Source organism: Goodfellowiella coeruleoviolacea (assembly GCF_024171785.1).
Classification (GTDB): domain Bacteria; phylum Actinomycetota; class Actinomycetes; order Mycobacteriales; family Pseudonocardiaceae; genus Goodfellowiella; species Goodfellowiella coeruleoviolacea.
Window position 1 is genome coordinate 116,006 of sequence record NZ_JAMTCK010000005.1, and the last position, 26,964, is coordinate 142,969.

25 protein-coding genes, 1 tRNA gene and 1 pseudogene are annotated in these 26,964 nt (G+C 72.0%); 5 read left to right on the forward strand and 22 right to left on the reverse strand.

Features of this window, described 5'->3' with window-relative positions:
• Positions 1–212: 212 nt before the first annotated feature.
• The 9 genes from LX83_RS12010 to LX83_RS12050 form a co-directional block, all read right to left on the reverse strand.
• On the reverse strand, positions 213–1,058 hold the full coding sequence (locus tag LX83_RS12010; protein WP_253770425.1) for an inositol monophosphatase family protein: 846 nt from the start codon (positions 1,056–1,058) through the stop codon (positions 213–215).
• A gap of 320 nt (positions 1,059–1,378) precedes the next feature.
• Complete coding sequence (locus LX83_RS12015; protein ID WP_253770427.1) at positions 1,379–2,365, reverse strand: endo alpha-1,4 polygalactosaminidase; 987 nt, start codon at positions 2,363–2,365, stop codon at positions 1,379–1,381.
• Between the two features lie 26 nt (positions 2,366–2,391).
• The gene (locus tag LX83_RS12020) at positions 2,392–3,099 is read right to left on the reverse strand and encodes a spherulation-specific family 4 protein (RefSeq protein WP_253770436.1); all 708 of its coding nucleotides are present in this window, start codon (positions 3,097–3,099) and stop codon (positions 2,392–2,394) included.
• Positions 3,096–4,028, reverse strand: coding sequence for an NAD-dependent epimerase/dehydratase family protein (locus LX83_RS12025; protein ID WP_253770438.1), 933 nt, complete (start codon positions 4,026–4,028; stop codon positions 3,096–3,098). Before LX83_RS12025 ends, LX83_RS12020 begins: the two co-directional genes overlap by 4 nt.
• Before the next feature lie 7 nt (positions 4,029–4,035).
• Positions 4,036–4,749 carry a nucleotidyltransferase family protein gene (locus tag LX83_RS12030; protein WP_253770440.1) on the reverse strand — a complete coding sequence of 238 codons (714 nt, stop codon included), beginning with the start codon at positions 4,747–4,749 and terminating at the stop codon, positions 4,036–4,038.
• A gap of 44 nt (positions 4,750–4,793) precedes the next feature.
• Positions 4,794–5,789, reverse strand: a complete 996-nt coding sequence (locus LX83_RS12035) for a GDP-mannose 4,6-dehydratase (protein WP_253770442.1) — start codon at positions 5,787–5,789, stop codon at positions 4,794–4,796.
• A gap of 139 nt (positions 5,790–5,928) precedes the next feature.
• Positions 5,929–7,452 carry a hypothetical protein gene (locus LX83_RS12040; protein WP_253770444.1) on the reverse strand — a complete coding sequence of 508 codons (1,524 nt, stop codon included), beginning with the start codon at positions 7,450–7,452 and terminating at the stop codon, positions 5,929–5,931.
• Entirely contained in the window at positions 7,449–9,395 is a 1,947-nt protein-coding gene (pelF, locus tag LX83_RS12045) for a GT4 family glycosyltransferase PelF (protein ID WP_253770446.1), read from the reverse strand. The genes LX83_RS12040 and pelF overlap by 4 nt, the downstream gene beginning before the upstream one ends.
• Before the next feature lie 7 nt (positions 9,396–9,402).
• Positions 9,403–11,394, reverse strand: a complete 1,992-nt coding sequence (locus LX83_RS12050) for a hypothetical protein (RefSeq protein ID WP_253770448.1) — start codon at positions 11,392–11,394, stop codon at positions 9,403–9,405.
• 883 nt (positions 11,395–12,277) lie between these two features.
• Between LX83_RS12050 and LX83_RS12055 the strand changes: the two genes are divergently transcribed.
• Positions 12,278–13,978 (forward strand): DUF885 domain-containing protein, encoded by a 1,701-nt coding sequence (locus LX83_RS12055; RefSeq protein ID WP_253771126.1) that lies wholly within the window; start codon positions 12,278–12,280, stop codon positions 13,976–13,978.
• 226 nt (positions 13,979–14,204) lie between these two features.
• Here the strand turns inward: LX83_RS12055 and LX83_RS12060 are convergent.
• The 6 genes from LX83_RS12060 to LX83_RS12080 all read right to left on the reverse strand — a co-directional run bounded on the left by LX83_RS12060 (position 14,205) and on the right by LX83_RS12080 (position 19,150).
• Positions 14,205–14,278, reverse strand: a tRNA-Leu gene (locus LX83_RS12060).
• Positions 14,279–14,365: 87 nt separating this feature from the next.
• A complete protein-coding gene (locus LX83_RS12065; protein ID WP_253770450.1) occupies positions 14,366–15,451 on the reverse strand; it encodes a SagB family peptide dehydrogenase in 1,086 nt (361 codons plus the stop codon).
• Positions 15,432–16,595 (reverse strand): ATP-grasp domain-containing protein, encoded by a 1,164-nt coding sequence (locus tag LX83_RS12070; protein WP_253770453.1) that lies wholly within the window; start codon positions 16,593–16,595, stop codon positions 15,432–15,434. Before LX83_RS12070 ends, LX83_RS12065 begins: the two co-directional genes overlap by 20 nt.
• Positions 16,596–16,597: 2 nt before the next feature.
• Entirely contained in the window at positions 16,598–16,720 is a 123-nt protein-coding gene (locus LX83_RS37800) for a hypothetical protein (protein ID WP_301328104.1), read from the reverse strand.
• A gap of 257 nt (positions 16,721–16,977) precedes the next feature.
• Entirely contained in the window at positions 16,978–18,303 is a 1,326-nt protein-coding gene (locus LX83_RS12075; RefSeq protein ID WP_253770455.1) for an NAD(P)/FAD-dependent oxidoreductase, read from the reverse strand.
• A gap of 256 nt (positions 18,304–18,559) precedes the next feature.
• Positions 18,560–19,150 carry a hypothetical protein gene (locus tag LX83_RS12080; RefSeq protein ID WP_253770456.1) on the reverse strand — a complete coding sequence of 197 codons (591 nt, stop codon included), beginning with the start codon at positions 19,148–19,150 and terminating at the stop codon, positions 18,560–18,562.
• Positions 19,151–19,332: 182 nt separating this feature from the next.
• Here LX83_RS12080 and LX83_RS12085 point away from each other — a divergent pair, with 182 nt between their 5' ends.
• Entirely contained in the window at positions 19,333–19,779 is a 447-nt protein-coding gene (locus tag LX83_RS12085) for a YybH family protein (RefSeq protein WP_253770458.1), read from the forward strand.
• Positions 19,780–19,792: 13 nt separating this feature from the next.
• Here LX83_RS12085 and LX83_RS12090 read toward each other — a convergent pair whose 3' ends face one another.
• The 5 genes and pseudogenes from LX83_RS12090 to LX83_RS12110 form a co-directional block, all read right to left on the reverse strand.
• On the reverse strand, positions 19,793–20,581 hold the full coding sequence (locus tag LX83_RS12090; protein WP_253770460.1) for a maleylpyruvate isomerase N-terminal domain-containing protein: 789 nt from the start codon (positions 20,579–20,581) through the stop codon (positions 19,793–19,795).
• Positions 20,582–20,715: 134 nt separating this feature from the next.
• Entirely contained in the window at positions 20,716–21,018 is a 303-nt protein-coding gene (locus tag LX83_RS12095; protein ID WP_253770462.1) for a hypothetical protein, read from the reverse strand.
• Between the two features lie 2 nt (positions 21,019–21,020).
• Positions 21,021–21,380: a hypothetical protein gene (locus LX83_RS12100; RefSeq protein WP_253770464.1), complete on the reverse strand. Its 360-nt coding sequence runs from the start codon at positions 21,378–21,380 to the stop codon at positions 21,021–21,023.
• 208 nt (positions 21,381–21,588) lie between these two features.
• A pseudogene (locus tag LX83_RS38670) lies at positions 21,589–21,666 on the reverse strand (type II toxin-antitoxin system RelE/ParE family toxin); the annotation flags it as partial.
• Between the two features lie 18 nt (positions 21,667–21,684).
• Entirely contained in the window at positions 21,685–22,302 is a 618-nt protein-coding gene (locus LX83_RS12110) for a YdbC family protein (protein ID WP_253770466.1), read from the reverse strand.
• Between the two features lie 247 nt (positions 22,303–22,549).
• On the opposite strand from LX83_RS12110, the gene LX83_RS12115 reads away from it, so the two are divergent.
• Positions 22,550–22,804 carry a FitA-like ribbon-helix-helix domain-containing protein gene (locus LX83_RS12115; protein ID WP_253770468.1) on the forward strand — a complete coding sequence of 85 codons (255 nt, stop codon included), beginning with the start codon at positions 22,550–22,552 and terminating at the stop codon, positions 22,802–22,804.
• The gene (locus LX83_RS12120; RefSeq protein ID WP_253770470.1) at positions 22,804–23,205 is read left to right on the forward strand and encodes a type II toxin-antitoxin system VapC family toxin; all 402 of its coding nucleotides are present in this window, start codon (positions 22,804–22,806) and stop codon (positions 23,203–23,205) included. Before LX83_RS12115 ends, LX83_RS12120 begins: the two co-directional genes overlap by 1 nt.
• A gap of 23 nt (positions 23,206–23,228) precedes the next feature.
• Here LX83_RS12120 and LX83_RS12125 read toward each other — a convergent pair whose 3' ends face one another.
• Complete coding sequence (locus tag LX83_RS12125) at positions 23,229–23,978, reverse strand: uracil-DNA glycosylase (RefSeq protein WP_253770472.1); 750 nt, start codon at positions 23,976–23,978, stop codon at positions 23,229–23,231.
• Positions 23,979–24,031: 53 nt separating this feature from the next.
• Between LX83_RS12125 and LX83_RS12130 the strand changes: the two genes are divergently transcribed.
• The gene (locus tag LX83_RS12130; RefSeq protein WP_253770474.1) at positions 24,032–25,561 is read left to right on the forward strand and encodes a S10 family peptidase; all 1,530 of its coding nucleotides are present in this window, start codon (positions 24,032–24,034) and stop codon (positions 25,559–25,561) included.
• A 201-nt stretch (positions 25,562–25,762) separates the two neighbouring features.
• Here the strand turns inward: LX83_RS12130 and LX83_RS12135 are convergent, their stop codons facing one another.
• The gene (locus tag LX83_RS12135) at positions 25,763–26,959 is read right to left on the reverse strand and encodes a cytochrome P450 (RefSeq protein WP_253770483.1); all 1,197 of its coding nucleotides are present in this window, start codon (positions 26,957–26,959) and stop codon (positions 25,763–25,765) included.
• Positions 26,960–26,964 lie beyond the last annotated feature (5 nt).

A 26,964-nucleotide genomic window follows, 5' to 3' on the forward strand; every position in this document is an offset into this window, starting at 1 on the left:
GGCAGGGCGAACGGAGCGAGCAGCCACCGGATGACCGGTGGCTAGCGTCTGGACGCCTCGGGGCTGGACACGCGCGCAGGGTAGCCAGCGCGACGGGCTCACGTCCACCCGGTTGCCGGCCGGGACCGCGCCCGGCCAGCCAGCGGGTGAGCGGGTCGGCCCAACCCAGGATGGTCGACCCGACCCAGGATGGTCAGCCCAACCCAGGATGGTCAGCCCAGGATGGTGGCGATGAGTTCGTCGCCCAGGGCCGGGGTGGCCGCGGCAACACCGGACCAGCGGCGGGTCAGGTCCGGGTCGAACTCCAGCGGCCGGCCGTGCACGTCGAGCAGCACCCCGCCGGCGGCGGGCACGGTGACCATGGCCGCGGCCAGGTCCACGATCCGGTGGGTGTCCGAACCGGGGTCGGCGAACGCGTCCACCGAGCCCTCGGCGACCAGTGCCGTCTCCAGGCAGGTGGTGGACAGGATGCGCACCCGGCTGGCGCGCGCGGCCACCCGCAGCCACGCGGCCATGCTGTTGTCCTTGGGGCGCAACAGGCACACGGCCGCGCCGGTCAGGCTGGTCCGGCCGCTGGTGCGGTAGGGGGCGGGCTCGCCGGCCCTGGCCCACCAGGAGCGGCCGGTGTCCAGCCACACGGTCAGCGCCTCACTGGCCACCCCGTCCTCGGTGACCACGCCCGCGAAGCAGCTCAGCGGCACGCCCGCGGCGGCGTTGGCCGAGCCGTCCATGGGGTCGACGACCAGGGTGACGGCCGAGCCGTGGTCGAGGAACCCGGCCTCCTCGCTGAGCAGGTTCACGCCGTTGCGCTGGGCCGCCTCGGCGATCGCGTCCTCCACCAGGGCGTCCACCCGCATGGTGGGGGTGTTGTCCGCGCCCTGGGCGATCTCCTCGGCCAGTTCGGCCCGGCTGAGCTGGTGTCGGGCGGCCCGGTAGGCGGTGGCCGCGGCGCGCGCGGCCTCGGCCAGTGCCGGGTGGGTGTTCGGGGGCAGGACGGGTTCGGCCACCGGCCAGTTGATCCGCGCCGGGTCGAGGTGATCGGAGTTCGCGGGCTGCACGGTCGTTGTCTCTCCCTCTGCTGGGCACACCTACCTGATCAGCCAGCACGGTACGCACCAGCCGGGTGCGGCGCAGGCGGCCGCGCGCCGCGAAACCCGCGGCGGTGGGCAAACCGCTTCGTCCACCGGTCACATCCGCCCATCGGTCACACCCGCCGGCCGGCATCCGTCACACCGGTGACGGACCACCTGGGCCTGGCCACCGCCGGGCGGCCCGGGTGACCCACTCAGCTCGGGTGACCCACTCAGCTCGGGCGGCCCCCGCGGTCCACCCGGCCCGGGCGGGGAACTGACGGGGAACGGGCCGCCCGGGCCGGGTGTCAGCAGGTCCAGCGCCGCGCGTCCAGGTCCAGGGTCTTGCGGATGGAGCTGAGGTTGAGCCGCCTGCTGCGCGGGCAGAACTCGGTCGGTTCCAGGTCGTACTCGATGTGGAACACGGCCTTGCCCTCGGCCACGAACGGGGCGAGCAGGTCGCACTCGTCGTACTCGGCGCACTGCTCGTTGACGGCGAAGTCGAAGACCGAGACCAGGTCGGGGATCTGCTTGAGGTCGTTCTTCAACCCGATGGACAGGCCCCGCTCGTGCGCCAGGTCGGCCAGCATCCGGTTGTAGGCCAGCTGGTCGGCCGCGGTCAGCGGGAAACCGGTGTCGTGGTTGTAGCCGTCGACCAGGTCGGTGTCCACCGCGTCGAAGCCCTTGGCGCGGCAGGTGTCGAACCGGGCGGCGAGCAGCGGGCGGAGCAGGTCGCGCTGGCGGATGTCCAGCCACCGCTCCCCCGGCCAGCCGTTGGCGTTGCCCTGCACGCGGGTGGGGAACGCGGCCCTGTCGGGGCGGAAGTCCTCGCTGGCCCCGGCGTTGACGTAGCAGATCACCCGGCGTCCCCTGGCGTGCAGCGCGCGCACGTCCTCGGCGCTGGCCCCGACCCCGTCGACCTCGTAGACCTGCGCGTCCACGCTCGGGTCGACCGGGCCGTCCAACTGGATCTGCCAGGTGGTGCCGGGCGCGGGCACCCAGCGGGCCGGTGCGGCGGGTGGCTCGGGCGGGGTGCCTGGCCGGTCCGAGCCGGTGGGCGACTCGGTGCCGCCGGTGCTGGTGGGGCTGGTCGGCCCCGGTGCGGGACTGGACGGTGCTGGGCTGGGCGGTGCGGGACCGGTGGACCGGGTCGGGCCGACGGGTGGGTCGGGCGGGGTCGGCGGCACCGGCTCGTCGCCGCCACCGCACCCGGTGAGCACCCCGCCGACCAGCGCCACCAACACCACCAACGCGGCCAGTGGTGCGGCCAGCGCCGGCGGTGACGTCGGCGCCACCAGCGGTGCACGTCCTCGGCGGCCGCTCATCGCCCACCCCGCGACGCGTGGCGCTGGTGCTCGGCCAGCCAGGCGGGCAGCCCGTCCCACGGGTTGTCCCCGCCGCGCTCGGTCAGGTACACGTGGTCGGCGCCGCGCTCGGCGGCCAGCCCCAGCGCCTCGGGCATCCGCTCCGGTGGAACCCCGTGCACCAGGTGGTACACCGGCGCCCTGCCCAGTGTCCACTGTGGCCACACCGTGTCCTGGTAGGCCGAGAACGACCCCTCGAACACGCCGAGCAGGTCGGCGTGTTCGGCGTAGCAGGGGTCCGGGCGGGCCCCGTGGTGGAAGACCACCTGCTCGGCGCCGAGCAGCCGGGCCGACTCGGCCAGTGCCGCGTAGTGGGCCACCTGACCGAAGTCGGTGCTGACCCGGTCGAAGAACACCGCGCTCACCCCGTACCAGTTCTGGTACCGGCGCAGGTCGAGGCAGGTGAGCGCGCGGGGCCGCTGGCCGTAGGCGGTGTCCACGTAGCCGAGCACGCCGCTGCCGGCCGCGCGCAGCCGCTCCAGCAGCGGCAGGAACGCGGGGTCGGGCCGGTGGCCGGGTCCGTTGGCGATGTTGAGCACCACCAGCCGCACCAGTCCGGTGGGCACGGCCAGCAGCGCCCAGTCCTCGCCGGCCAGCGCCGGGTGGAAGTAGGCGGGCACGATCAGTCCGTTGTGGACGGTGGCGTGGACGGTGCGGGTGTTCATGGCAGCGACCGCCAGTGGTCCCACACCGACCGGGGCAGCTCGATCCGCGGTGTCCAGCCCACCTCGTCGCGGATCGCCCTGATGTCCGCCTGCTGCCAGGGCACCTGGGCGGAGCGGGGCGAGCCCGCGTCCGGTTCCTCGACCACATCGCCCGTGTAGCCCGCGGCCATGGCGAACAGCGTGGCCAGTTCCCTGGCGGTCACCGCGCGGCCGCCGGCCACGTTGAGCACGGGCGCGGGCAGCACCGGGGCGGCGAGCACCGCGGCCACGGCCCTGGCCACGTCCCTGGCGTCGACGAAGTCCCTGGCCGCGTCGAGCGGTCCGAGCCGCACCTGGTCGCCGTCGGCCACGGCCTTGGCGACCTGCTCGGCGATCCGGCCGGGCAGGCCGGTGACCGGCGCGCCCGGCCCGACCGGGTTGAACACCCGCAGCACCACGACGGCCAGGCCGACGGTCCTGGCCACCTCCATGATCCGGGTGGCGGCCAGCTTGGCCACGCCGTAGCCGCCGACCGGCCGGGGCCTGGCGTCCTCCCGGACCGGCTCCCCGACCGGTACCCGGCCGTACTCGGCGGCCGAGCCCAGGTGCACCAGCCGGGCGCCGGGCGCGGCCGCCATCACCGCCCGGACCAGGGTGGCGGCGCCGGTGACGTGGCTGGCCGCGAGCACCTCGGCGTCGCCGGAGGTGGCGCCCGCGCAGTTCACCACCGCGTCCGGTGCGAGGTGGCCGATGGTCCTGGCCAGCCGTTCGGGGTCGTCGCCGGCCAGGTCGAGTTGGACGTGCCGGGTGGCCGCGGCGCGCGGGTCGGCGTGCCCAGGCGGCCCCGGGGACCGGGTGGCGGTGACCACCTCGGTCCCCTCGACGCCGCTGAGCAGCTCCAGCACGTGCCGGCCGAGAAAGCCGGTGGCACCGATGAGCAGCACGCGCATGCCGTTGTCAGGCCCCCTTCAGCAGTCGTGGTCGGACCCGGTCGAACTCGGCGTTGGCGCGGTCGTAGTCGTCCGGCCGGCCGATGTCCAGCCAGTAGCCGCCGAACGCGTACTCCTCGGGCGGCACCGGCTGGCCGAGCATGTCGGTCATCAACTCGTCGAAGCCCAGCGGCAGCCCGGGCGGGTAGGGCGCGAGCGCGGACTTGCTGATGGCGTAGACGCCCATGCTGACCCGGTAGTTCAGCGTCGGCTTCTCGGTGAAGTCGATCACCCGGCCGTCCCGGGTGGCCAGCACCCCGAAGTCGACCTTGACCTCGCGCTGGTAGGTGGCCACGGTGATCGGCGGTCTCATCCGCTCGTGGCGCTCCAGCAGTTCCCGGTAGTTCAGGTCGGTGAGCACGTCACCGTTCATCACCAGGAAGTGCTCGGGCAGCCGGTCCAGGATGCGCAGCACCGGGCCGATGGTGCCCAGCGGGGCCTCCTCGGTGGCGTAGTCGATGTCCAGTCCCCACCGGCCGCCGTCGCCGACGTAGGAGCGGATCAGGTCGCCGAGGTAGCCGATGGCCAGGGTGGCCCGGTCGAAACCGTGCTGGGCCAGCTGGTTCAGCACGATGTCCAGGATGGAGAACTCGTCGCCGATCGGCATCAGCGGCTTGGGGAGCCTGGTTGTGTACGGCCGGAGCCTGGTGCCTTTTCCACCGGCCAGAATGATCGCGTGCACGACAGCCTCCGCAGTGGGTGCTCGAAGTGGTGGTGGTCTCGCTGCTACTGGTGGTACTGCCCGGGGCGGTAGCGGGCGAGGTTGGTGGGGTCGAGGAACCAGTCGATGGTCTGGGCCAGTCCCTCGTCCCTGGTGTGCCGGGGCTGCCAGCCGGTGCGCTCGCGCAGCTTGCTCGCGTCGCACACCAGCCGCAGCACCTCGGAGTCCTTGGGCCGGATGCGCTGCGGGTCCTGGGTGATGTCCACGTCGACGTCCATCAGCCGGGCGATGTCGTGGGCGAGGTCGCCGATGGCGACCTCGGTCCCGGTGCCCGCGTTGAACAGTTCACCGAGCACGGCCGAGGCCGGCGCGGTGCCCACGGTGAGGAACGCCTCGACCGTGTCGGCCACGAACAGGAAGTCCCTGGTCGGGTCGAGCGCGCCGAGCTGGATCCTGGTCTGCCCGGCGGCGAGCTGGCTGACCACGGTCGGGATCACCGCCCTGGCCGACTGCCGGGGGCCGAAGGTGTTGAACGGCCGCAGCGTCACCGCGGGCACGCCGAAGCTGAGGTGGTAGGACTCCACCAGCTTGTCCGCGCCGAGCTTGCTGGCGGCGTAGGGCGACTGCGCCTGCAGCGGGTGCGACTCGGCGATGGGCACGGTGCGCGCGGTGCCGTAGGTCTCGCTGGTGGAGGTGTGCACCAGCCGCGGGGTGCGCAGTTCGCGCACGGCCTCCAGCACGGTGAGCGTGCCGAGCACGTTGGTGTCCACATAGGAGCGTGGGGCGCGGTAGGAGTAGGGGATCGCGATCAGCGCCGCCAGGTGGTAGACGACCTCGGCGTCGGTCACCAGTTCCCGCACCGACCCGGGGTCGCGCACGTCCCCGAGCACCACCTCGACCTGGTCCAGCACGTCCGGTTCCAGCGAGTCCAGCCAGCCCCACGAGCCGATCGAGTTGTACAGGGCCATGGCCCGGACCCGGTGGCCCTGCCGGACCAGCCGCTCCACCAGGTGGGAACCGATGAAGCCGTCCGCTCCCGTCACGGCGACGAGATTCGTCATGGGTGTGCTCCTTGTTGTCCTGTTGCCGGCGGGGCCCCGGTGGGTGTGCCACCGCCGATGCCTGGGTGGGGTGACGCCGGAGACGCCGGTGGGGTGACGCGGGTGGTGCGGGTGGTGCGGGTGGCTCGCGCCGGGCGGGTCAGTGGTGTCGGGCGGGATCGGCCAGGGCGACCAGGGCGTGCGTGGCCAGCACCGCCAGCAGGGCGAGGCTCACCGCGCACTGACCGACCACCAGGTCGAGCAGGCCGGTGCCGACCAGCGCGATCTCGGTCAGCAGCGCCAGCGCGCAGGTGCCCAGCGCGACCAGGGGGAACCCGCAGGTCTGCAGCATCAGGCTGAGCATCAGCGCCGCACCGAGCGCCAGGTAGGCCACGCAGCACAGCAGGGCCGTCCACAGTGGATCGGCGTACCCGGTCGGGATGGCGATGGCCAGGGCGGCCAGCACCAGCACGGCGGTGCTGGCCAGGTAGCGGCCGACGGTGCCGGCGAGCGTCCGCCTGGCGCCGCTGGCGAACCCGCGCAGCCCGTGGCTGCCGCGCAGCAGGTCGTAGATCCTGGCCCGGTACCGGTAGAGCAGCCACTCCGCCGGCCCCATGCTCAACGACAGCGGCAGCACCACCATCGCGGCGAACGGCGCGGTGCCGATCACCGAGGGGAAGGCCACCAGTCCGGCGACGGTCAGCCCGTAGCCGGCGTGCGGCAGCGCGTTGGCCAGCTCCCGCCCGCTCACCTGCGGCCGGCCATCCCACCGCGCGCCCTGTTCCGGCTGCGGCGACCAGCACAGCGCCAGTTCCAGGACCAGCACCACCGAGGTCGCCAGCGCCGGCACGGCCAGCGGGAACAGCCAGGCCGGGCGGTCGAGCACCAGGAAGGCGGCGGAGGCCAGCACGGCCGGCGCCAGCGAGATCAGCAGCCAGCGTTCCCCGCCCTGCACCAACAGCACGGTGGCCGCCATCAGGTAGGCGCCCTGCCCGATGGCGAACAGCAGCGCGGACCAGGACTCGGTGATGCTGCCGACCAGCGTGACCGTCACCGTCAACGCCGCCGACACCGCCAGCACCGCGGCGAGCATGCCGCCGCGCAGCAGCGCGACCAGGCCGGGCGCGTTGGGTTGGCTCATCCGGGCGTAGCCGAGGTAGGCCAGGCCCTGGCTGAGCGACCACGCCAGCAGCACCGAGACCATGACCAGGGTGAACCCGGTGCGCCCGGCGATCAGCGGCGCGGCGGCCGTGTAGCACAGCGCGGGCAGGCCGAACAGCAGGCCCCGCACCAGGTGCGTGGCCGGTCTGGCCTGCCACGGGTTGGGCGGGGCGGCGCGGTCGGTCGGTGCCGACGGGGTGTGCTGGCGCAGGTGCTCGGCCAGGTCGAAGACGTTGGGCAGGCCGTAGCGGGCGCGCACGGCCTGGTCGGTCAGTCCGTCGGCCTCCAGTCCGGCGGCGATCTCCAGCACGTCCACGGCGTTGGCGCTCAGCGCGGCCTGCCGCTGGCCCAGCTCCGCCAGCGGGTCGGCGGCCCGGGTGGGGCCCGAGGCGCCGGTGCGCGGCTGGTGCGCGGGCAGTGCGGCGCCGCCGGTGTCCGGCAGCGTGTCCGGCACCTCGAACTTCACGCCGAACCGGAGGTTGTCGGCCGTGGCCCGCAGTTCGGGCACGGCCCCGGCGCTCACCGGGCGCCGCCGTGCTGCCCGGCCAACATGGCGTAGATCTGCTCGAACGTGCCCACCGCCCGGTCCACGGTGAAGTACTCCAGCGCGCGTTCCCGCGCGGCCTTGCCCAGCTGTCTGCGCAACTCGTTGTCGCGCAACAGGACCAGGAACGCCTCGGCCATGGCTTCTGGGTCGCGCGGCGGCACGACCAGTCCGGTCTCGCCCACGGCCTCACTCACCCCGCCAACGTCGGTGGCCACGCACGCGCGGCCACAGGTCATCGCCTCGATCACGCTGTACGGGAAGCCCTCGGAGATGCTGGACAGGGCGACCACGTGCCCTGCCGCGTAGGCGTCCCTGATCAGCTCGATCCGGCCTTCGAAGGTGGCGGCGCCGCCGATGCCCAGTCGGTTGGCCAGCTCCCGGCACCGGTCGAGGTAGTGCTGGCCGCCCTTGGGCGCCGAGCCGAACATCCGCAGTCGTGCCTCGGGAATCTGCTGGTGCACCAGGACGAACGCGCGCAGCAGCGTTTCCAGGTCCTTGATCGGGTCGATCCGGCCGACCCAGCTGATGGTGGGCAGCTCGGGTTCGTGCTCCAGCGGCGGGAAGTCGGCCGGGGACACTCCGTTGTAGACGGTCCGGATGATCTGGTTGTCCGCGCCGAGCCGTTCCTCCCAGCGCTGGTTGTACACGTTGCCGGGGGTGATGGACGCGGCCTCGCGGTAGGCCAGCGCGCACAGGTTGCGCAGGAACGCCAGGTGCATCAGCTTCACCGGCCAGCGGTAGGCGGTGTCGTTGCGGTACGACAGGTAGCGCTCACGCAGGTAGATGCCGTGTTCGGTGAGCAGGACGGGTGTGCCGTGCGCCCACTTGGCGGCCAGCGCCGGCAGCACGGCCAGCCCGTTGGCCACGCAGTGCGCGACATCGGCCCGGACGGGTGGGTGGTTCAGCGGCCGCAGCGAGTGGCCGATCAGCCGCAGCACGGTGAGCGCGTCCAACACGGTCATGTCCTTGGCGCCGTGGGGTGTGCCCGGTCCGGCCGGCTCCCCGCCGGCCCCCTGCCCGCTGGCTAATCGGCCGCCAGGAACTTCGCCGCCGGGCACTTCGCCACCGGGCAGGTCAACCCCGGGCAGGTCAACCCCGGGCTGGGCCGCGCTGGGCTGTGCAGCGCTGGCCGGGCCCGCCCCCGCGGGGACCGCACCAGCTGGACCAGCGCCAGCCGCACCGGGGCTGGCCGGGCCGGGGCCGGCCGGGCCGGGGTGCTGGGCGGCGGTGCCGCGCCACGACGCCGCCTGGTCGCGGTGCCGGGCCGCGCGCGCCTGCCACGCGTCCAGCAGCGCGCGCACCACGTCGGCGCCGCGCAGGCTGGCGTCCAGGTCCTCGTCCTGCGCGTAGTCGAACAGCGCGCGCAGCACCGCGCCGAACCGGGCGACCACACTCCCCTCGGGTGCCACCGCGGCGGACTCGCTAGCACGGTTTCCGCCAACCGCCCGCCCGTTCACCCGATCGGGACGAGGTTGTCCACAGGCGTCCGAGTTGTCCACAGGCCGCGCCGGAACCCTGTTCTCCGCCGCGGGCGCCGATAGGCTGGACCCGGGGTCGCCCCCCTGGGAAGGGTGGGGGTGTGGGGTCGACCGGAACGACGGACGCCCCGCCGCCCCGGTCGCCACCTGGTCGGGATCGGCCAGCAGCACGTCGAACAGCTGCCTGGCCAGCACCTGGAACCGCTGGCGGGCCGCCCGGCCGGGCCGGCGGCGGCGCTGGCTCTCGTCCCACAGCGGCACCGCCACCACCGAGCACACGTTGGCGGGCAGTTCCCAGGTCACCCGCTCGGCGGCCCCGCCGACCAGGGCGACCACCTCGAACTGGTGCGTGCCCATCCCCCGGACCAGCTGGTCGCACCACACGCTCACGCCACCGAAGCTGTGCGGGTAGGTGCCCTCGGTCATCAGTGCTATCCGCATGCGCCCCTCACCCGACTGCCGCGGCTGGCCACGCCGACGCGGCCGGCAGGGTCAGCACCAGCTCGTTCTGCCCGGCGGGAATCGCCTCGAACGAGGACCGCTCCCCCGCGTAGGCCGCGCCGAAGGCGGTGGCGCCCTGCTGGGTGCCGGTGGGCGCGGTCATGGGCACGGCCAGCCCGGCCGGGGCCTGCACGGTGACCGTGTCGCCGCGCACGTACCCGCTGACCTGGCCGGCGTTCACCGCGGCCCGCCACGCGTCCTGGTCGGCCAGCACCGCGCCCGCGTCGGCGAGCCTGGGGTTGACCAGTGGCGTGTTGGCCGCGAACACCCCTCGGTACGCGGACAGCACCGCCTCCAGCACCGGGTAGATCAGCCGGTCCTCGGCGAGGTTGGCCTGGTGCACGTAGTGCGGGCGCGGGTCGTTGGCCAGCGCGAAGCCCAGCGTCGTGGTGACGATGGTGGGCAGGATGTGGGACTGGAAACCGGTGTTCAGGTCCAGCGGCTTGATGCAGGTCGTGGTGTCCGGGTGGTCCTCGCAGATGCCGCTGCCGCCGTCCGCGCGCGAGGTGTAGATCCAGTTGTACTCGTCGACCTCCTCCCGCACGGTGGCCACGTTGTAGAACACGTTGATCGGGTGGCGGGGCACCGCGGTGGCCGCGCCGATCTGCCTGGCGCCGGTCTCCCTGGACGCGTCCAGCCCCACCCAGCGCAGGCCGTTCTGGGTCAGCGCGGCCACGAAGTTCGGGTTGTCGTCGGGCTGCTGCGGCAGGATCCTGGTGCCGGAGTGCTCACCGGACACCAGTTCGTCGCGCCGCACGGCCAGGCCGTGCTGGTCGGCCCAGGCCAGGTTCTTGGTGATCTCCTCGGTGATCTGGGCCTGGCTGACGTACTGGGTCCGCCCGGTGGCCGGATCGGTCTTGCAGCGCCACGGGATCACGGTGAAGTCCTGCACGCAGCCGAGGAACTCGTGCGAGTAGGTGTGGTTGACCCAGCGGAACTCGTCCTGCGCGGCGAGCAGGGCCGTGGTCAGCGGGTCGCTGCCGTTCAGCTCGGTGGCCAGGTCGCTGCCCTCGGCGTTGTAGAGGAAGTCGAACTGGTAGTCGTTGGCCCGCTGCCAGTCGACCGCGTGGGTCACGTCCGCCACGCTCATCCGGATCGGCGTGGTGTCGGGCACGCCGGCCGGGCAGTCGCCCGAACCCGGGGTGCAGTCGCCCGGGATGCTCCACCGGCCGTCGCCCACGAAGATGTCGTCCACGTGCACCGACAGGTAGTTCCGGTACTGGCCCAGGTGGATTCCCCTGGTCATCCAGGTGACCACGCCGTGCGCCAGGTAGCGGGCCTGCGCCTGGTAGCCGTTGGCGCTGAAGGTGAGCACCAGCTGTTCCCGGCCGTCGGAGGTGTGGTGCACGCCGGCCAGCACACCCGTGGCCGTCCCGCCCGGCGCGGTGGCGGTGACCAGCGGGTCGAAGCTGCCGACGTAGGGGTTGTTGACCACCGGGTCGGCCAGGTAGCCGTAGGTCTCGGTGATGGCCGGGTCGGCGTCCTGGACGGTGAACCCGCCGCGCAGGTAGTTGAACGGCCCGGCGGTGGCGGCGCTGGTCAGGCTGGCGGAGGCGCCGTCGAGCGGACCGCTGTAGCTCGGCGGGGTCAGGCCGACCGCCGCGCTGGGGTAGGAGTAGGCCAGGACCTGGCGGATGTGGAAGCTCTTCTCGTAGGCCTGCAGGGCCAGCCGCTCGTCCGACTGCAGGCCGGACGGCGCGTCGTTGGGCACGACCACGGCCTGGAACCTGCCGCGCGGTTCGCCGTTCACCTGGTCGGCGAGGAAGTCGGCGGTGACGTGCGTCCGGTCGGCCCTGGTGAGGTCGATCTCGGTGGCGGGCACGCCTTCGAGGTCCAGCTGCCGGCGGATGGCCGCCACCGACGGGCCGCCGTCGGAGATCACCAGCACCCGCAGGTCAACGCGTTTGGCGGGGTCCTCGGCCGCAGCCGAACCGGGCATGGCCGACATACTCGTCAGCGCGAGAAGGGCCGCCACGGCGGCGCGGGTAACAACTGTGTATTGACCTCTTGATCTCACGCCACACTCCGTCCGCGCGCCAGAAATGCGCAGCTACTGGCCCAGCTCAATCATTTGAGTCCTGGGGGTTGTGTCTCCAAACACCAACATCGCCGCGCGCAGAAAAGCGTTACCACCAATTTTCCGTAGCTCACCTCGTGAAACACACTACGACGTATGGCGTGTCGAATTAACCCGAACGGCCCTGTATTTCGCCAGATCACGAACCTAACGTCGCTGGTCAACCTGTTGCACCTACAATCAGTTACCGCGAACACAGCGAGCGATCAACTTATGCCGGGCCACTCCGGAACCCGGAGAGCAGCGCACAATTTAATATGTTGAGGGGCAAACAACTCTTCTCGGGCAACTCTTCTCCGTGCTATAGTCCCTCCCTTTGATCAACAGTCCACCCCTGGCCCCCGGGAAATAAAAAGTGGCCACCGCCGGCCACTCCCGCCGCAAGTCTTCGCCAGGAATGAACTCTTTTCGGACATCCCCGCGCCGCACCAGGCGGAAAACGGATATGCAGAAGCGGCGGGGAGGCCACCACCCGGCCGCGCGGTGAGGCGTCACGCGGTCAACACCTGTTGCCGCAACCGCGGCACCGCCACACCACCACACCGCCGCACCGCCACACCGCGGCACCGCCACACCGCCGCACCACGGCACCGCACCGCGCGGCGTCGCGGCCCGGCCGAGCCGGTGAGTCGTCCGAAGTGGACGCAGCACCGCGCACACCGTGCCAGTCACGCCACAGGGCGTCCGCCATCGGCGGGTACCGTCGGGCAACTGCCGCGCGGGCGCAACAACAACCTGGGGAGGCCTGGTGACCGCGACACAACTCGCCGACGACCTGCTGGAGATCAGCTTCGACGCGGAGCCGCTCACCGCCACGCTGTACGGCGTCCGCGACCGGGACGACCGCCTGACCGACCACAGCGAGGCGGCCGCGCGGGCACTGCGCGCCCGGCTGGCGGACGTGGCCGCCAGGGCCGCCGCGCTCGACGGGACCGGGCTCGACCTGGAGGACCGGATCACCCGCGCCGTGGTGATCCAGCAGGCCCAGGCCATGCAGGACCACCTGGCCGCACGCGCGGTCGAGTACACCGTGGTGGACTCGATGTTCGCGCCCGTCGGCGAACTGCTCAGCCTGCTGCCCAGGGTGGGCCTGGCCGAGCCCGAACACGCCAGGGCCTACCTGGCCCGGCTGGGCGCCATCCCCGAGGTGCTCGCCACCCTGCGCCAGCGCCACCGGGTCGGCATCGCGGCCAACCGGGTGGCGGTCCGGCCACTGGTCGAGGCCACCGTGGCCTATCTGGACCGCTACCTGGCCGAGCCGGCCAATGACCCGCTGCGGGTGCCAACGCCCGCCTACGGCGACGCTGGCGGGCCGGACGGGGCCGCTGGCGGGCCCTCCGCCGCCGAGTTCACCGCCGAACGGGACCGGCTGCTCACCGAGGCGGTGTACCCGGCGTTCGCCGAGTACCGCGACTTCCTGCGCACCGAGGTGGCGCCGCCGGCCCGGCCGGCCGACCGGCCCGGCCTGTGCTGGCTGCCCGACGGCGACACCGCCTACGCCGGGCTGGTCCGCGCGCACACCACCACCGAGCGCAGCGCCGAGGAGCTGCACCAGACCGGGCTGGACCTGATCGACGCGCTGGCCGAGGAGTACCGGGAACTCGGCGCGAAGGTGTTCGGCACCACCGACCTGGCCGAGATCTTCCGGCGGCTGCGCGAGGACCCGGCACTGCGCTGGACCAGCCGGGAGGAACTGCTCGACGGCGCCAGGCAGGCCATCGCCAGGGCCGAGCGGGCGGCGCCGGCCTGGTTCGGCCGGCTGCCCAGCCAGCGCTGCGTGGTGGAGCCGGTGCCCTCGGTGGAGGAGGCGGGCGCGGTGACCGCCTACTACATGCCGCCGGCCATGGACGGCACCCGGCCGGGCACCTACTTCGCCAACACCTACCTGCCCGAGGAGCGCTACCGCTACATCGCCGAGGCGATCGCCTTCCACGAGGCCGTGCCCGGGCACCACTTCCAGATCAGCCTGGCCCAGGAGCAGTCCGGCCTGCCCATGCTGCGCCGCATCGCGCCGGTCACCGCCTACATCGAGGGCTGGGCGCTGTACACCGAGCGGCTGGCCGACGAGATGGGGCTGTACTCCGACGACCTGTCCAGGCTGGGCATGCTCGTCGAGGACTCGATGCGGGCCGGCCGGCTGGTGGTGGACACCGGGCTGCACGCCAAGGGCTGGTCGCGGCAGCGGGCCGTGGACTACCTGAGCCAGCACACGGCCATGGCGCCGCTGGAGATCAGGGCCGAGGTGGACCGCTACATCTCCGCGCCGGGCCAGGCGCTGTCCTACATGGTCGGCCGGCTGGAGATCCAGCGGCTGCGCGCGCACGCCGAGCGGGCACTCGGGTCGCGCTTCGACATCCGCGCGTTCCACGACACCGTGCTGGGGCACGGGCCGCTGCCGCTGGCCGTGCTGGCCGAGGTGGTGGACGCCTGGATCGCCGAGCACTGAGTTCACCGGCGGCACCCGGGCCGCCGACCGCCGCGGCCGGCCGCTGTGGTCCTGACCACAGCGGCCGCGCGATCACCGCTCGGGTGCCACCCGTCCCGGGCACCGGCGCCCCTGACGACACGGGCGGTAACCACCGCTGACGCTCGACCACGCCCCGCACCGACCTGCCACACAGCGGTGCGGGGCGGCATAACCGCAGGTCGGTCCGGGTGTGGCCGGACCTGAGTGCCCCCGGTCGGATTTGAACCGACACTGTGACCCTTTTAAGGGGCCTGCCTCTGCCGATTGGGCTACGGGGGCAGCGGGCAGCCTAGAACTTCCTTAACGTTTAGTGGAGTGTGTTTACGGCAACTCGCCCACATGGCCCAGTGGGATGGGCCGTTGGAGTCACATGGGTAAAGGACCAATGGCGGTCAACCCAAGGACAATCTCGTGATGCGGATCACAGCCCAGGGCTTCCTCGACCAGCTCGTCACGCAGCGCCGCGGTGAACCCCACGCCCAGTCCCATGGCGGTGGCGATCAGGTACGCGGTCTGCGACAGGTGCCCCACGTCCATCTGCACCACGCGGTAGGCCCTGGCGGTGTCGTAGCGCCAGCGGGTCCGGTCCAGCACCCCGGTGTAGACCAGCAGCGCCGGCGCCGCGCCCACCCAATCCTGGTCGCCGGCCGCGGCCACCACCCGCTCGCGGTCCCAGGCGGGCCCCAGCGGCTCCAGCGCGTGGCCCAGGCCGTCGTAGTGGTACCACCCCGGTCCAACCCCCTCAACATCACTGGCATGCACGTACAGCTCGACCGGATGCCGGCCCCCGCCCGACGGCGAGGTCTTGAACACCGTGCCGGATCGACCGATGGCGGGTCGACTCGGGGACACCCCGCCCAGCAGCCGCAGCAGGTGGGCCAGCTCGGCCACGGGCAGCGGGCCGGCCGCGAACGCCCGGTCGGTGCGCCGCCGCAGCAGCACGTCCAGCAGCCCCTGAGCGGCCCAGTCCGGCCGTTGCGGCAGCGCGGGCAGGGGCAGCGGCGCCGGGCCGTGCTCGGTGGCGCGGCGGCGGAACGGCGGCGGCGCGGCCTCGCCCCCGCTGAGCCTGGCCTCCAGGGCGGCGTCGTGCTCGTCGGCGTCCTGGTAGGGCGTGTCCCGCAGGGTGCGGCTGGCGAAGTGGTAGTGGCGGGCGCCGGCACCCCAGGACGACCACGCGGCCAGCAGGCCCCGTTCCGCGCGGTGCTCGGCCGAGTCCTCGGCGATCAGCACGCGGGCGTCGAGCAGTTCGTCGATCAGCGAGCGGATCGTGGCCCGCTCCGGCCCGCCCAGCGGCGCCAACAGCTCGTCCACGTCGGTGAACCGGGCGAAGCGGCGGCAGAGCAGTTCGGCGGTCTCGGTCAGCTGGAACTGGCGGTGGCGCAGGTAGTCGTCCCAGACCAGGTCGCCGTCCCGGTAGAACAGGGCGGCGTGCTCAGCGACCTTGATCCGCACCCGCCAGCTCCCGGAATCGGGCGGCCACCCAGTCGTGCACCGCGTCGGACACCTCGTGGGACTCGGCCCGGTGCTCGAACCACCGCCAGTCGCAGGACACGTTGACTTCCAGGAACACGTACTCGTCGCCGGTCACCAGCAGGTCGAACGCGGCGACCTGCAACTTCCAGTAGCGGGCCAGCGCCAGCAGGGGCTGCGCCAGCTCGGCGGGCACCTCGGTGCGGGTGACGTGCACCGACTCCGGGTCCACCCACAGCTGCGCCGGGTCCAGCTTGTCCACCTGGTAGGCGATCAGCCGCTCGCCGACCACGAACACCCGCAGCTCGGTGTCGGCGGGCACGTACTGCTGCACGATCACCGGCGCCGGCTCCGGGGTGTCCGCGGAGCGGCTGGTGTCCAGCGGGCGGGGGAACAGGCCGTGCTGCACGCCCGAGCGCGGCTCCAGCAGGTGCCGGCCGGCGGTCTTCACGATGCACTGGCCGCCACCCGGCCTGGTGCGGCCGGGGCGGGTGGTCACCGAGGTGCGCGGCACCCGCAGGCCGAACGCGGCGGCGTCGCTGAGCTGGGTCAGCCGGTCCAGGTGGGCGGTGGCGCGCGGCGGGTTCACGTGCGCCCAGTCGGAGCGGTTGGTCAGCCAGCTGGCCACCGCGCCCCACTGGTCCAGGGCGTAGGCGCCGGTGAGGGTGCCCGGGTCGACCGGCAGCGCGGCCAGCTCGAAGTGCCGGCGCCACACCAGCAGCGGGCGCAGCAGCCAGCGGTCCAGTTCGACCAGGGGGGTGTCGGTGTAGACGGTCAGCGCCAGGTCCAGGCACCGGTCCACGTCCAGGCGGGCCATCCGGATGCCGCGCTCGGCCAGCGCGATGGACAGCTCGTTCATCTCCATGTCCGCCGAGCGGGCCAGCACCAGCACGCACGGCTCCGGGCTGCCGTCACCCTCGGTGACCATGCCCAGTCGGTGCACCTGTTCCTGGAAGTCCAGACAGGTGATGGGCGAGCGGAAGCGGTATTCCTGCCCCTGCAGCAGCAGCGGTGCCGGCGCTGGGGCGGGTGTCGGAGGAGCCGGACTGGCGGGTGGCCGCAGCGCGACGGTCGCCGCAGCGGACGGGGGATTCTCGTCCGGACGCCCCCGTCCGGGACCGGGCATGCTCAGTCGTCCTTCTTACTGCGGAAGACCTTCTGAGCCTTGGCATACTCTGCGGCGTACTCGGCGAGCGCTCGGTCCTCGATCTCGCCACGGCGAAGCTGGGCAGCCAGCTCCTCGATCGACATCGCAGTCACCTCTCTCCCCACCTGAGCATCACACGTTCAGGCGACACACAAGCAGTAGTCTTCGGCTCACCTTACGCAATGTCAAGACAGCCGGGCGACTACTTAGCCCATTTGGGGGATCAAGTTCCACGAACGTTAACTTCGGGCCGTAAACAGCCGCATGATCATTACACCGATCAGCGGGCGTACGTCACCCAATTGGCGTAGCCGGCTCTACCGAGCCGGCCGCGCCCGCCACGACTCGCCCAATGGGCCCGTCAGCTGTTCGCCGCGCGGACGAAATCCGCCTTCGGGTCGTTGATCTGGCCCAGCGACACCACCTCGCGGCGCAGGAACAGCGCCATGGTCCAGTCGATGAGCACCCGCAACTTGCGGTTGAACGTGGGCATCATGCTGACGTGGTAGCTGCGGTGCATGAACCACGCGGCCACGCCCTTGACCTTGATGCCGTACACGTCGGCGACACCCTTGTACAGGCCCAGTCCGGCGACCGAGCCGAGGTACTTGTGGAAGTACTGCTTGGGCTCGCGACCCCGCAGCACCGCGATGATGTTCTTGGCCAGCAGCTTGGCCTGCCGCACCGCGTGCTGCGCGTTGGGCACGCAGGTCGCGTTCGGGTCCTCCTGGGTCCGGGACAGGTCGGGCACGGCCGAGCAGTCGCCCGCGGCCCACGCGTCCGCGACCCCCTCCACCTGCATGGTCGCCGTGCAGCGCACCCGGCCGCGCTCGTCCAGCGGCAGGTCGGTGTTCTTGAGCATCGGGTTGGCCTTCACGCCGGCCGTCCAGATCACCGTGTCCGCGTCGAACTCGGTGCCGTCGTCCAGGATGAAGTGGCCGCCCTCCATGGTCTTGACCCGCGTGTCCAGGAAGACCTTGATGCCGCGCTTCTCCAGCTGCTTGACCGTGTAGACGCCCATCTTGGCGCTCACCTCGGGCATGACCCGGCCGGTGGCCTCGATCAGCACCCAGTTCAGGTCCTCGGGCTTGAGGTTCTCGTAGTACCGCAGCGCGTAGCGGGTCATGTCCTCCAGCTCGGCCAGCGTCTCGATGCCCGCGAAACCGCCGCCGATGACCACGAAGCTGAGCAGCTTGCGGCGCTGCTCCGGGTCGAGCGTGCTGGCGGCCTTGTCCAGCCGGTCGAGCACGTGGTTGCGCAGGAAGATCGCCTCGCCGATGGTCTTCACCGCGATGCCCTGCTCGGCCAGCCCCGGGATCGGCAGCGTGCGCGCGATCGAGCCGGGGGCCACCACCAGGACGTCGTAGTCGACCTGCTCGACGTGCCCGTCCAGCGCCTCGACGGTCAGCGACTTGTTGGCGTGCTTGATGTTGGTCACCCGGCCGGTGAGCACGTGGCAGCGCTTGAGCACGCGCCGCAGCGGCACGACCACGTGCCTCGGCTCGATCGAACCGGCCGCCGCCTCGGGCAGGAACGGCTGGTAGGTCATGTGGGGCTGCGGATCGATGACCGTCACCGATGCCTCACGGGACCGCAGCTTGGACTGGAGTCCAAGAGCGGTGTACATGCCGACGTACCCACCGCCGACGATCACGATCCGAGTGGGTTTCGTCTTCACAGCAGCCATACACACATGGTCGCACCGCGCAACCCCCTCTTGCGCGTCAAGAGAGCCCGGTGTGACCATGGTCGCCAGTGATACCCACCACTATCGCTGTCGCCGGACGGCGGAACGTCCGCTTTGGCGAGTTCCCCGCACCGCGCGCCAAGCCCGTTGTGACGCCCCGACCAGCGCAATCACCCGCCCGAGTACAGGATGCACACACAGGGCGATCCTCTGCTCCCACAGGGTGATCACCGGGTGGGGACCACGGCGACGGAGATCACGCCGCGCTGGCCCGCCGGCCGATCACCCCCGCGGTGTCGACCAGGGCGGCCGCGGTCGTGCCCCAGAGCACCAGCGCGCCGCCGAACCCGGGCACCGCCCACCACGCCCAGTCCAGTCCGGCCGCACCGCCCAGCACGGCGGCGAGCCCGGCCACCGCGCACAGCAGCACGGCCAGCAGCAGGAACCGCCGCGACCCGAAGATGCCGACGAACGGCACGAAGTGCAGGCCGACGACGAGCAGCACCCAGGCCGGCACCGCCTGGGGCAGCGCGAACACCCCGGTGAGCACCCGCGCGCCCGCCATGATCGCGACCACCATGACCAGCACGGCCAGCCCGTAGCGCCGGCCGAACGGGCTCCGCTCCCGCCCACCGCCGGCCGGCAGCCCGGCACCGAGGCGGCCGATGCGGACCAGCCAGCCGACCAGCGCCAGCGTCACCACCACGCCCGCCACGACCAGGGCGGTGGCCGCGCCGGGCACCGACGGCGCCGCGGAGAACCACCACCCCGCGCCGAAGCCCACGCCGATCAGCGACGTGACCACCAGCGTGGCCAGGTGTCCCTTGGTGAAGTGCTCGTCCGCCATCGTGCCGTCCCGTCCCCAGTGTCTGTCGCGCCGCCGTCCGCCGCCGTCGTCCCACCGGCTGGTGGCGTCACGACGACCTGGGCTTTCACCGGAGATCCTAGGCAGGGCGGCGGGGTGTCCACAGAGTCCGTCCACACCGGACACTTGACCTCAAGTTATCTGGAGGTATCAGACTCCCCGGCATGACCTCGAACCCAGCGGAGCACCCGGTGCTCACCGACACCAGCACCGACCACGAGCAGGACATCGCCGCGATCCGGCAGATCATCGCCGACGTGGAGAAGGCCTTCAACACCAACGACCCCGACCTGATGGTGGCGCACTTCGCCCGGGACGCCGCCGTGGTCAACGCCGTGGGCGCGCGCATGTCCGACTGGGACACCCTGGTGCAGGCCAACCGCGCCGGCCTGGCCGGTTTCCTCCGCGACCAGTACGTGCGCTACGAGGTCGCCGACATCAGGTTCGTGCGGCCCGACGTGGCCCTGGCCCACAAGACCGCCAGGGCCACCACCGCCGACGGCGAGCTGATCGACGCCGAACCGTCGATGATCGCCCTCTACGTGCTGGTCAGGGAGCAGGGCCGGTGGTGGGTGGTGGCCAGGCAGAACACCCTGATCCCGACCGCGTGACCCGGCTGGCCGCTCACTCCAGCCAGAACCCGGTGCGCCGCCGCCACACGTCCAGCAGGTCCGCGTCCCCCAGGACCTCGATGCTGGCGGCGGGCCGCCGGTAGACGAACAGCAGCAGGTCGGCGACCGGGCCGCGCGCGGCGGCCGCGGCCCGCTCGTGGCCGCGCCGCCAGGCCGGGGCCGCGCCGGTGAGGTCGACCAGCCACTCCGCCACCAGCTCCGGTGCGGTGTCGGTGGCGTGCAGGTGCAGGGTCCGACCGGGACCGAGCAGTTCGGGCTGGCCGGCCCCGGTCCCGAACGCCTCCGGCGAGGTGCCGAAGTGCATCCACTCGTCCAGCGCGTCCACCGCGACCTCCGGCGCGACCGCGAACTCCGCGCCGGCGGCCAGGGCCGCGTCCGCCCGGTGCACGACCGTCTCGTGGGTCATCCGCCGCGCCCAGAACAGCACCGTCTCGTCCGGTCCCGGCGACCACACCGGTAGATCCGGGCCGGCCTGGCGCAGCGTGTCGGCCAGCCGCGCGGCCCCCTCGGCCAGCCAGCCGTCCAGCTCGACCCCGTCCTCGTCGAGGTAGCCGGCGAGGTCGTTGACCCGCGCGTCGGAAACCTCCTCGCCGGCCCTGGTCCGGACGACCGTCTCGGCCCAGCGGTGCGCCTCGCCCAGGTGGCGCAGCAACTGGCCCAGGTTCCAGCCCGGGCAGGACGGCACCGGGCCGCGCATGTCCGCCCCCCGGACGTGGTCCCGCAGCAGATCGGTCTGCGCCACGATTTCCGCGCAGCAGCGGTCAAAACCCAGCGCGCTCATGCCGTCACCGTACTGACCGGCCAGCGGGCCGCCGAACGGTTTTCCCGCCGGCGGACGCACCGGAACGGCGGCCGTGCTGCTACTCGCGCACCGACACCACCGCGTGCCCGAAGCGAACGCGAAGGACGGCCCGGTCAGCGCGCCGGGTCGGGTGCCGCGGCGTGAACCCGACCGGTGGCGGTGTCGACGTGCAGCACGCCGGGTCCTTCGGGCAGGGGGGTTTCCAGGTAGCGGCTGCGCAGGCCGTCGGATTCATGGCCCGACTCCCGCGCGCTGACCACCGCCTGGCGTTCGGCTTCCTCGCGGGAAATGCGCCTGCCACCCTCAAGCACCACCACGTGGTGCAGGTGGACGACTCGGCCGTCCGCGGGATCGTAGAGCGCCACCACGTGCGTGAGCGCCACACTCGGGGCGTTTCCAGCGCCTGCCGACTCCATTCTCACTCCCCCCGGAGGCCGACGCTCGGCCAGTAGAACAGGTTCATCAACCAGTGAACCAGTACGCACTCGACTTCCACGGTCAGATCGATGCCGGTCACCCCGTTCTTCGCGACGACATTCCTACCCGACGAGGCGGGGAAGTTGAGTTCACCCGTGCTGCCGTCCGGGTTGGTGAACTGCACGCGCGTGAGGGCCGTGGTGGCGTTGGCGTATCCCTCGCACTGCCGGTAGGTGACAAAACGCGACAGGGAAACCTCCACAATGGTGTTTCGCGGCGGCTGCTCCACGTGGAAGGTCATCGACGTCACGCGGCCAGCAGGACCTGACACATTCCCCAGGAAGGTTTGCATGCCATCCACGGGCATCGCCTCCGCTCAGCGGCGAATGGGATTCGGACATCCCGCTGTGACTGTAACCCGGGTTTTCCAACTCCAGGTCGCGATTTCCACTTCTGGGTGATGCCAGCGGTGATGACGCGGACACGTGCTCCGGATTGGCGTTCCAGTAGTCCACGATCTCGACGTTCTCCGGCCCGGCGTCCGGCCACGGGAAACAGGTGCGCCACTGCTGATCGATCCGGGTGCTGTGCTGCCCTGTTCGCTCCCCCTGGCACCGCTCCAGCCGGTTGCCCGGTGGGACGCGCAGGTCATGGTCTCCTCGGCGTCAAGAATCGCCAGCGGTGACCGTCCAGTGCGGTTCGAGGTCGACGAGGTGTCCGGTGATGGACTCCAGGTCGGCGGACGGTACCGCCCGGTCCCGCAGGCTGGGAAACAGTTCTGCCTGGTACCGGGCGTGCTCGGCAGCCGAGACCCACTTGGTCAGGACGAGGAACTCCTGGCAGCCGCGCTGTCCGAACAAGCCTGCCAGGCAGCCGGGCGCCGCGCTCATTCCTGGGTTCCACACGGTTTTCTGCACCTGCGCAAAATGGTCGACCCGGTCTGGTTTCACCACGCAGTGGGCGAGTCGGAGGACGCCCGACCCTGAGGTGCCGGCAAGGCTCTGCCCGAAGTCCGCACGCCGTTCGAAAAGCCGGACGTCGATTTTGGACCAGGTCCCGACCTGCCGTTGCGCCAGAGCGTCGTGAGCCCCACTCATGAAGTGCTCGTACGCGTCCTGATCGACCCAGAACGAGAAGATGTGCGCCACCTGGGAACCGTCGTGGCTCCAACCTCCGAGTTGCCCCAGGAAACCGGGCAGTCCGGCCAGGTCCGCCCACTCCTGCTGGCCACGGTCGAAACCCGCGCTGTCGGCGACATCGCACCGAATCCACTTCACTAGCACGTGTCCACCGTAGCCAGGCGCTTGCGGTCCACCGCGTTCAGGAAAGTCCCGCCGCGTCCTCCGCCCGCACCGGCAGACCTGCCGCGGTGGCGGACGTGAACCGCATGGCAACGATGTTGAAAGTGTCGTCGTTCAGGCCGCTGTCGGCGACCAGGAGGTCACCAGTCTCCGCGACGGCGGCACCGGCCCTGCTCCGATGCAGGCGACAGGCCTGCCGCCCACCTCCACAAGCATGTAAAATGCATGCATGGTGGCGTTGCAGATTCGGAACGTTCCCGAGCACGTGCGGGCCGCACTGGTCGAGCGCGCGCGAGTACGAGGTCAGTCGTTGCAGGCTTTCCTGCTCGCCCTCGTGGAGGCGGAAGCCCAACGGTCAACCAATCGCGCTGTCCTGGCCCGGTTCTCGGGTCGCACCGACGGCAGCCGGTCGGCCGGAGGCGAGACCGCGAACGAGTTGCGTGCCCTGCGTGAACAGCGCGACCAGGCGTTGGACGGGCACTGATGCTGGTGGTGGACGCCTCCGCGCTGGCTGAGGCACTGTTGGAGGACGGTCCCAGCGGGGATGACGCGCGCGACGTGCTCTGGGCCGACGACCGGTGGGCCGCTCCGCACCACCTCGTGGTGGAGTTGCTCTCCGTGATCCGAGGACGGCTGCTCGGCCGGAAGATCACCCTGGAACGGGCCGACGAGGCGGTGGCCGCACTGTCCGAGCTGACCATCGACAAGGTCGATCCCACTCCGCTCGTGCCACGGATCTGGGAACTGTGCGGCAACATGACCGCCTACGACGCCGCGTACGTCGCCGCCGCCGAATCCCAGAACTGCCCGTTGGTGACCGGCGACGCCCGGTTGGCGCGGGCTCGCGGGGTGCGTTGCGAGATCCGTCTGACCGGTGGGCGTTGACGTTCCACCGCACCACCCACCGATCACGCTGGCGGCTCCTCCTCGACCACCGGCAGGCCGGCGGCGGTGGCGGCACGGCGCAGCACATCCCGCAGCATCGGCGGGGTCAGCCGGCCGGTGAAGGTGTTCTGCTGACTCACGTGGTAGCAGCCGAACAGGTGCAGTTCGCCGGTGCCCTCGGCGGCGGACAGGGTCACCTCGACGCCGTGGCCGAACTTCGGCGCGGGTCGGGGCACCCGCCAGCCGGCGGCGGACAGCACCGGCAGCAGCGCCTGCCAGCCGAAGCCGCCGAGCACCAGGATCGCGCGCAGGGTGGGCCGCAGCAGCTCCAGTTCCCTGGCCAGCCACGGGCGGCAGTTGTCCCGTTCGGACGGCAGGGGCTTGTTCTCCGGCGGGGCGCAGCGCACCGGCGCGGTGATCCGGGTGCCGAACAGGCGCAGGCCGTCGTCGGCGCGGTGGCCGTGCGGCTGGGAGGCCAGGCCGACCGCGTGCATGGCGGCGAACAGCACCTCGCCGGACCGGTCGCCGGTGAACATCCGGCCGGTGCGGTTGGCGCCGTGCGCGGCCGGGGCCAGGCCGACGATCGCCAGGGCCGCGTCGTGCGGGCCGAACCCCGGCACCGGCCGGCCCCAGTACGTCTCGTCGCGGAACGCGGCCCGCTTGACCCTGGCCACCTCCTCCCGCCAGGCCACCAGCCGGGGGCAGCGCCGGCACGTCGGCACCAGTTCGTCCAGTTCGACCAGGTCGCGCACGCGATCAGCGGGGTGGGCCACGCCAGCGGATTCTTCCGGCCCCGGCGCGGATCGGCAGCTTAGGGTGTGCAGCCATGGCAACGAGGAACACGAAGGACCGGGCGACGTCGGCGTCGGCCGAGGCGGAGGCCGCCGACCGGAACACCGCCGAGGCACCCGGCCGGGCGGCCGGCGACCACGGCCCCGAGGACGACCTGGTCAGCACCAGGCACACGCTGACCGTCAAGCGGCGCAAGCTCGCCTACACCGCCACCACCGGTCGGCTGGTGCTGCGCGAGGAGGTGCACACCGACGGCGCGTTCGACGGGCACCTGCCCAAGGCCGAGGTGTTCCTGACCGCCTACACCCTGGACGGCGCCGATCCCACCCAGCGCCCGGTGACCTTCGCGTTCAACGGCGGCCCCGGCTCGGCCAGCGTGTGGCTGCACCTGGGGCTGCTCGGGCCGCGCCGGGTGCTCTCCGGCGACGTCGGCGAGCTGGTGCCGCCGCCGTACGGGCTGGCCGACAACCCCGAGACCCTGTTAGTCCACAGTGACCTGGTGTTCATCGACCCGGTGTCCACCGGGTACTCGCGCGCGGTGACCGGCGGGAAACCCGACGCGTACCACGGTTTCCAGGGCGACATCGAGTCGATCGCCGAGATCATCCGGTTGTGGACCTCACGCAACGGCCGGTGGCTCTCGCCGAAGTTCCTGGCCGGCGAGTCCTACGGCACGCTGCGCGCCGCCGCCCTGGCCGAGCACCTGCAGTCCCGCTACGGCCTGTACCCCAACGGGATCATGCTGATCTCGGCGGTGCTGGACTACATCACCAACGACTTCAACGAGGGCAACGACCTGCCCTACCCCCTGCACGTGCCCACCTACGCGGCCATCGCGCACCACCACGGCCGGCACGGCGACCGGCCGCTGGCCGACGTGCTCGCCGAGGCCGAGGAGTTCGCGATCGGGGACTACCCGTGGGCGCTGGCGCGCGGGCACCGGCTGACCGCGCGGGAGCGGTCCGCCACCGTGGCCCGGCTGGCCGCGCTGACCGGGCTGTCCGAGGACTACGTGGACCGGGTCAACCTGCGCATCGAGCACATCCGGTTCTTCACCGAGCTGCTGCGGGACCGCCGCCAGGTGGTGGGCCGGCTGGACGGCCGGTTCGTGGGCTGGGACCCGGACGCGGGCCGCGAGCACTTCGCGGCCGACCCGTCCCTGTCCGCCCTCACCGGCGCGTACACGGCCGCGTTCAACCACTACGTGCGGGCCGAGCTGAACTACCACAACGACCTGCCCTACGAGGTGATCACCCGCCGGGTGCGGCCGTGGTCGTTCCGCGAGTTCGAGGGCGCGCACGTGACCGTGGCCGACAAGCTGGCCGCGGCCATGCGGGCCAACCCGCACCTGAAGGTGCACGTGTCCTCCGGCTACCACGACGGCGCCACCCCGTACTTCGCCACCGAGCACACCCTGGCCCACCTGGCCATCCCCGAGGTGCTGCGCGACAACATCGAGACGGCGTACTACCCGGCCGGCCACATGATGTACGTGCACGAGCCCAGCCGGCTGCGGCAGTCCGCCGACCTGGCCGGCTTCGTGCGCGCCAACACGAACCGCTGACCGGGGGCCGGTGGTCGGGAACCGGCGGGCCGGTCGCTGGCGCGGGTGGTGCCCCGGGTGGTCCACGGCACCCGGTGGCACCGGTTTCCCGCGCCGCGACCGGCCGTTCCCCTGGTGGAGCCGCAGTTCGAGCACGGGACGCGCTCGGCTACGGCGGGCCCGAACTCCCGGTCACCCGGTGGGCGGGAGCGCGGGCGCTGATCACCACGCGACCGGCAGCGCGCGCAGCCCGTACACCACGCTGAAGGCGCGGAAGTCCAGCTCGTCGGTGACCACCCGCAGGTCGGGGAAGCGGCGCAGCAGCGCGGGGAACGCCGTGCGCATCTCCATCCTGGCCAGTGGCGCGCCCAGGCAGTGGTGCACGCCGTGCCCGAAGGCCAGGTGGTTGGCCAGGCCCCGGGTGATGTCCAGCCGCTCGGGGTCCTCGGCCAGCGCGGGGTCGCGGTTGGCCGCGGCCAGCGTGCACACCACCAGTTCGCCCGCGCCAATGGTCTGCCCGGCGATCTCCACCTCGGTGGTGGTCACCTTCATCGTGCCGGTGTGCACGATGGACAGCCAGCGCAGCAGTTCCTCCACGGCCGCGTCGATCCGCTCGGGTTCGGCGCGCAGCAGCCCGACCTGGTCGGGGTGGCGCAGCAGGGCCAGGGTGCCCAGGCTGAGCATGTTGGACGTGGTCTCGTGGCCGGCGATGAGCAGCAGGTTGGCGATGCCGACCAGTTCGTCGGTGCTCAGGTCGGCACCGTGCTCGCGCACCAGCATGCCCAGCAGGTCCTCGCCCGGGTCGGCCTTGGCCCTGGCGACCAGTTCGCCCATGTAGGCGCGGAACTCCCGCTGGAGTTCGGCCCGCTGGTCCAGTGGCAGCGACACGTCCAGCACCCGGCTGGACCGGTGCTGGAAGTCGGCCCGGTCGGCGTAGGGCACGCCCAGCAGCTCGCAGATCACCAGCGACGGGATGGGCAGCGCGAAGTCGGCCACCAGGTCGGCGGGTGGCCCCGTGCGCTGCATCGCGTCCAGGTGGTCGGTCACGATCTCGTGCACCCTCGGTTCCAGCCGGCGCATCCGGCGCACGGTGAACTCCGGGGTGAGCATCCGCCGCAGCCGGGTGTGGTCGGGCGGGTCGAACGCGAGCATCTGGCCCGCGCGCAGCCGCTTGTTCTCCTCCTCGCTCAGCCCCGGGCTGCGCAGCAGGCCCAGGTCCTGGGCGCGCTGGTTGCTGAACAGGTCGGGATTGCCGAACACGAACCGGACGTCGGCGAACCGGCTGACCAGCCAGGCCGGCACGCCGAAGGCCGTGGTCACCTTGCGGATTCCCGGGCCGTCCCGCAGTTCGGCCAACTCCGGGATCGGGTTGAACTCGTCGCGCCGCATGTACAGCGGCAACACCGGTGTCTCGGTCACCTGGG

Excerpts from the sequence above, each read along its gene's own strand:
- LX83_RS12020 (WP_253770436.1), bottom strand. The coding sequence starts at position 3,099 with ATGAACACCCGCACCGTCCACGCCACCGTCCACAACGGACTGATCGTG.
- LX83_RS12025 (WP_253770438.1), bottom strand. The coding sequence starts at position 4,028 with ATGCGCGTGCTGCTCATCGGTGCCACCGGCTTTCTCGGCCGGCACGTG.
- LX83_RS12035 (WP_253770442.1), bottom strand. The coding sequence starts at position 5,789 with ATGACGAATCTCGTCGCCGTGACGGGAGCGGACGGCTTCATCGGTTCC.
- pelF (WP_253770446.1), bottom strand. The coding sequence starts at position 9,395 with ATGCGGATAGCACTGATGACCGAGGGCACCTACCCGCACAGCTTCGGT.
- LX83_RS12050 (WP_253770448.1), bottom strand. The coding sequence starts at position 11,394 with ATGCCCGGTTCGGCTGCGGCCGAGGACCCCGCCAAACGCGTTGACCTG.
- LX83_RS12070 (WP_253770453.1), bottom strand. The coding sequence starts at position 16,595 with ATGCCCGGTCCCGGACGGGGGCGTCCGGACGAGAATCCCCCGTCCGCT.
- LX83_RS37800 (WP_301328104.1), bottom strand. The coding sequence starts at position 16,720 with ATGTCGATCGAGGAGCTGGCTGCCCAGCTTCGCCGTGGCGAGATCGAG.
- LX83_RS12075 (WP_253770455.1), bottom strand. The coding sequence starts at position 18,303 with ATGGCTGCTGTGAAGACGAAACCCACTCGGATCGTGATCGTCGGCGGT.
- LX83_RS12080 (WP_253770456.1), bottom strand. The coding sequence starts at position 19,150 with ATGGCGGACGAGCACTTCACCAAGGGACACCTGGCCACGCTGGTGGTC.
- LX83_RS12085 (WP_253770458.1), top strand. The coding sequence starts at position 19,333 with ATGACCTCGAACCCAGCGGAGCACCCGGTGCTCACCGACACCAGCACC.
- LX83_RS12090 (WP_253770460.1), bottom strand. The coding sequence starts at position 20,581 with ATGAGCGCGCTGGGTTTTGACCGCTGCTGCGCGGAAATCGTGGCGCAG.
- LX83_RS12095 (WP_253770462.1), bottom strand. The coding sequence starts at position 21,018 with ATGGAGTCGGCAGGCGCTGGAAACGCCCCGAGTGTGGCGCTCACGCAC.
- LX83_RS12115 (WP_253770468.1), top strand. The coding sequence starts at position 22,550 with ATGGTGGCGTTGCAGATTCGGAACGTTCCCGAGCACGTGCGGGCCGCA.
- LX83_RS12120 (WP_253770470.1), top strand. The coding sequence starts at position 22,804 with ATGCTGGTGGTGGACGCCTCCGCGCTGGCTGAGGCACTGTTGGAGGAC.
- LX83_RS12130 (WP_253770474.1), top strand. The coding sequence starts at position 24,032 with ATGGCAACGAGGAACACGAAGGACCGGGCGACGTCGGCGTCGGCCGAG.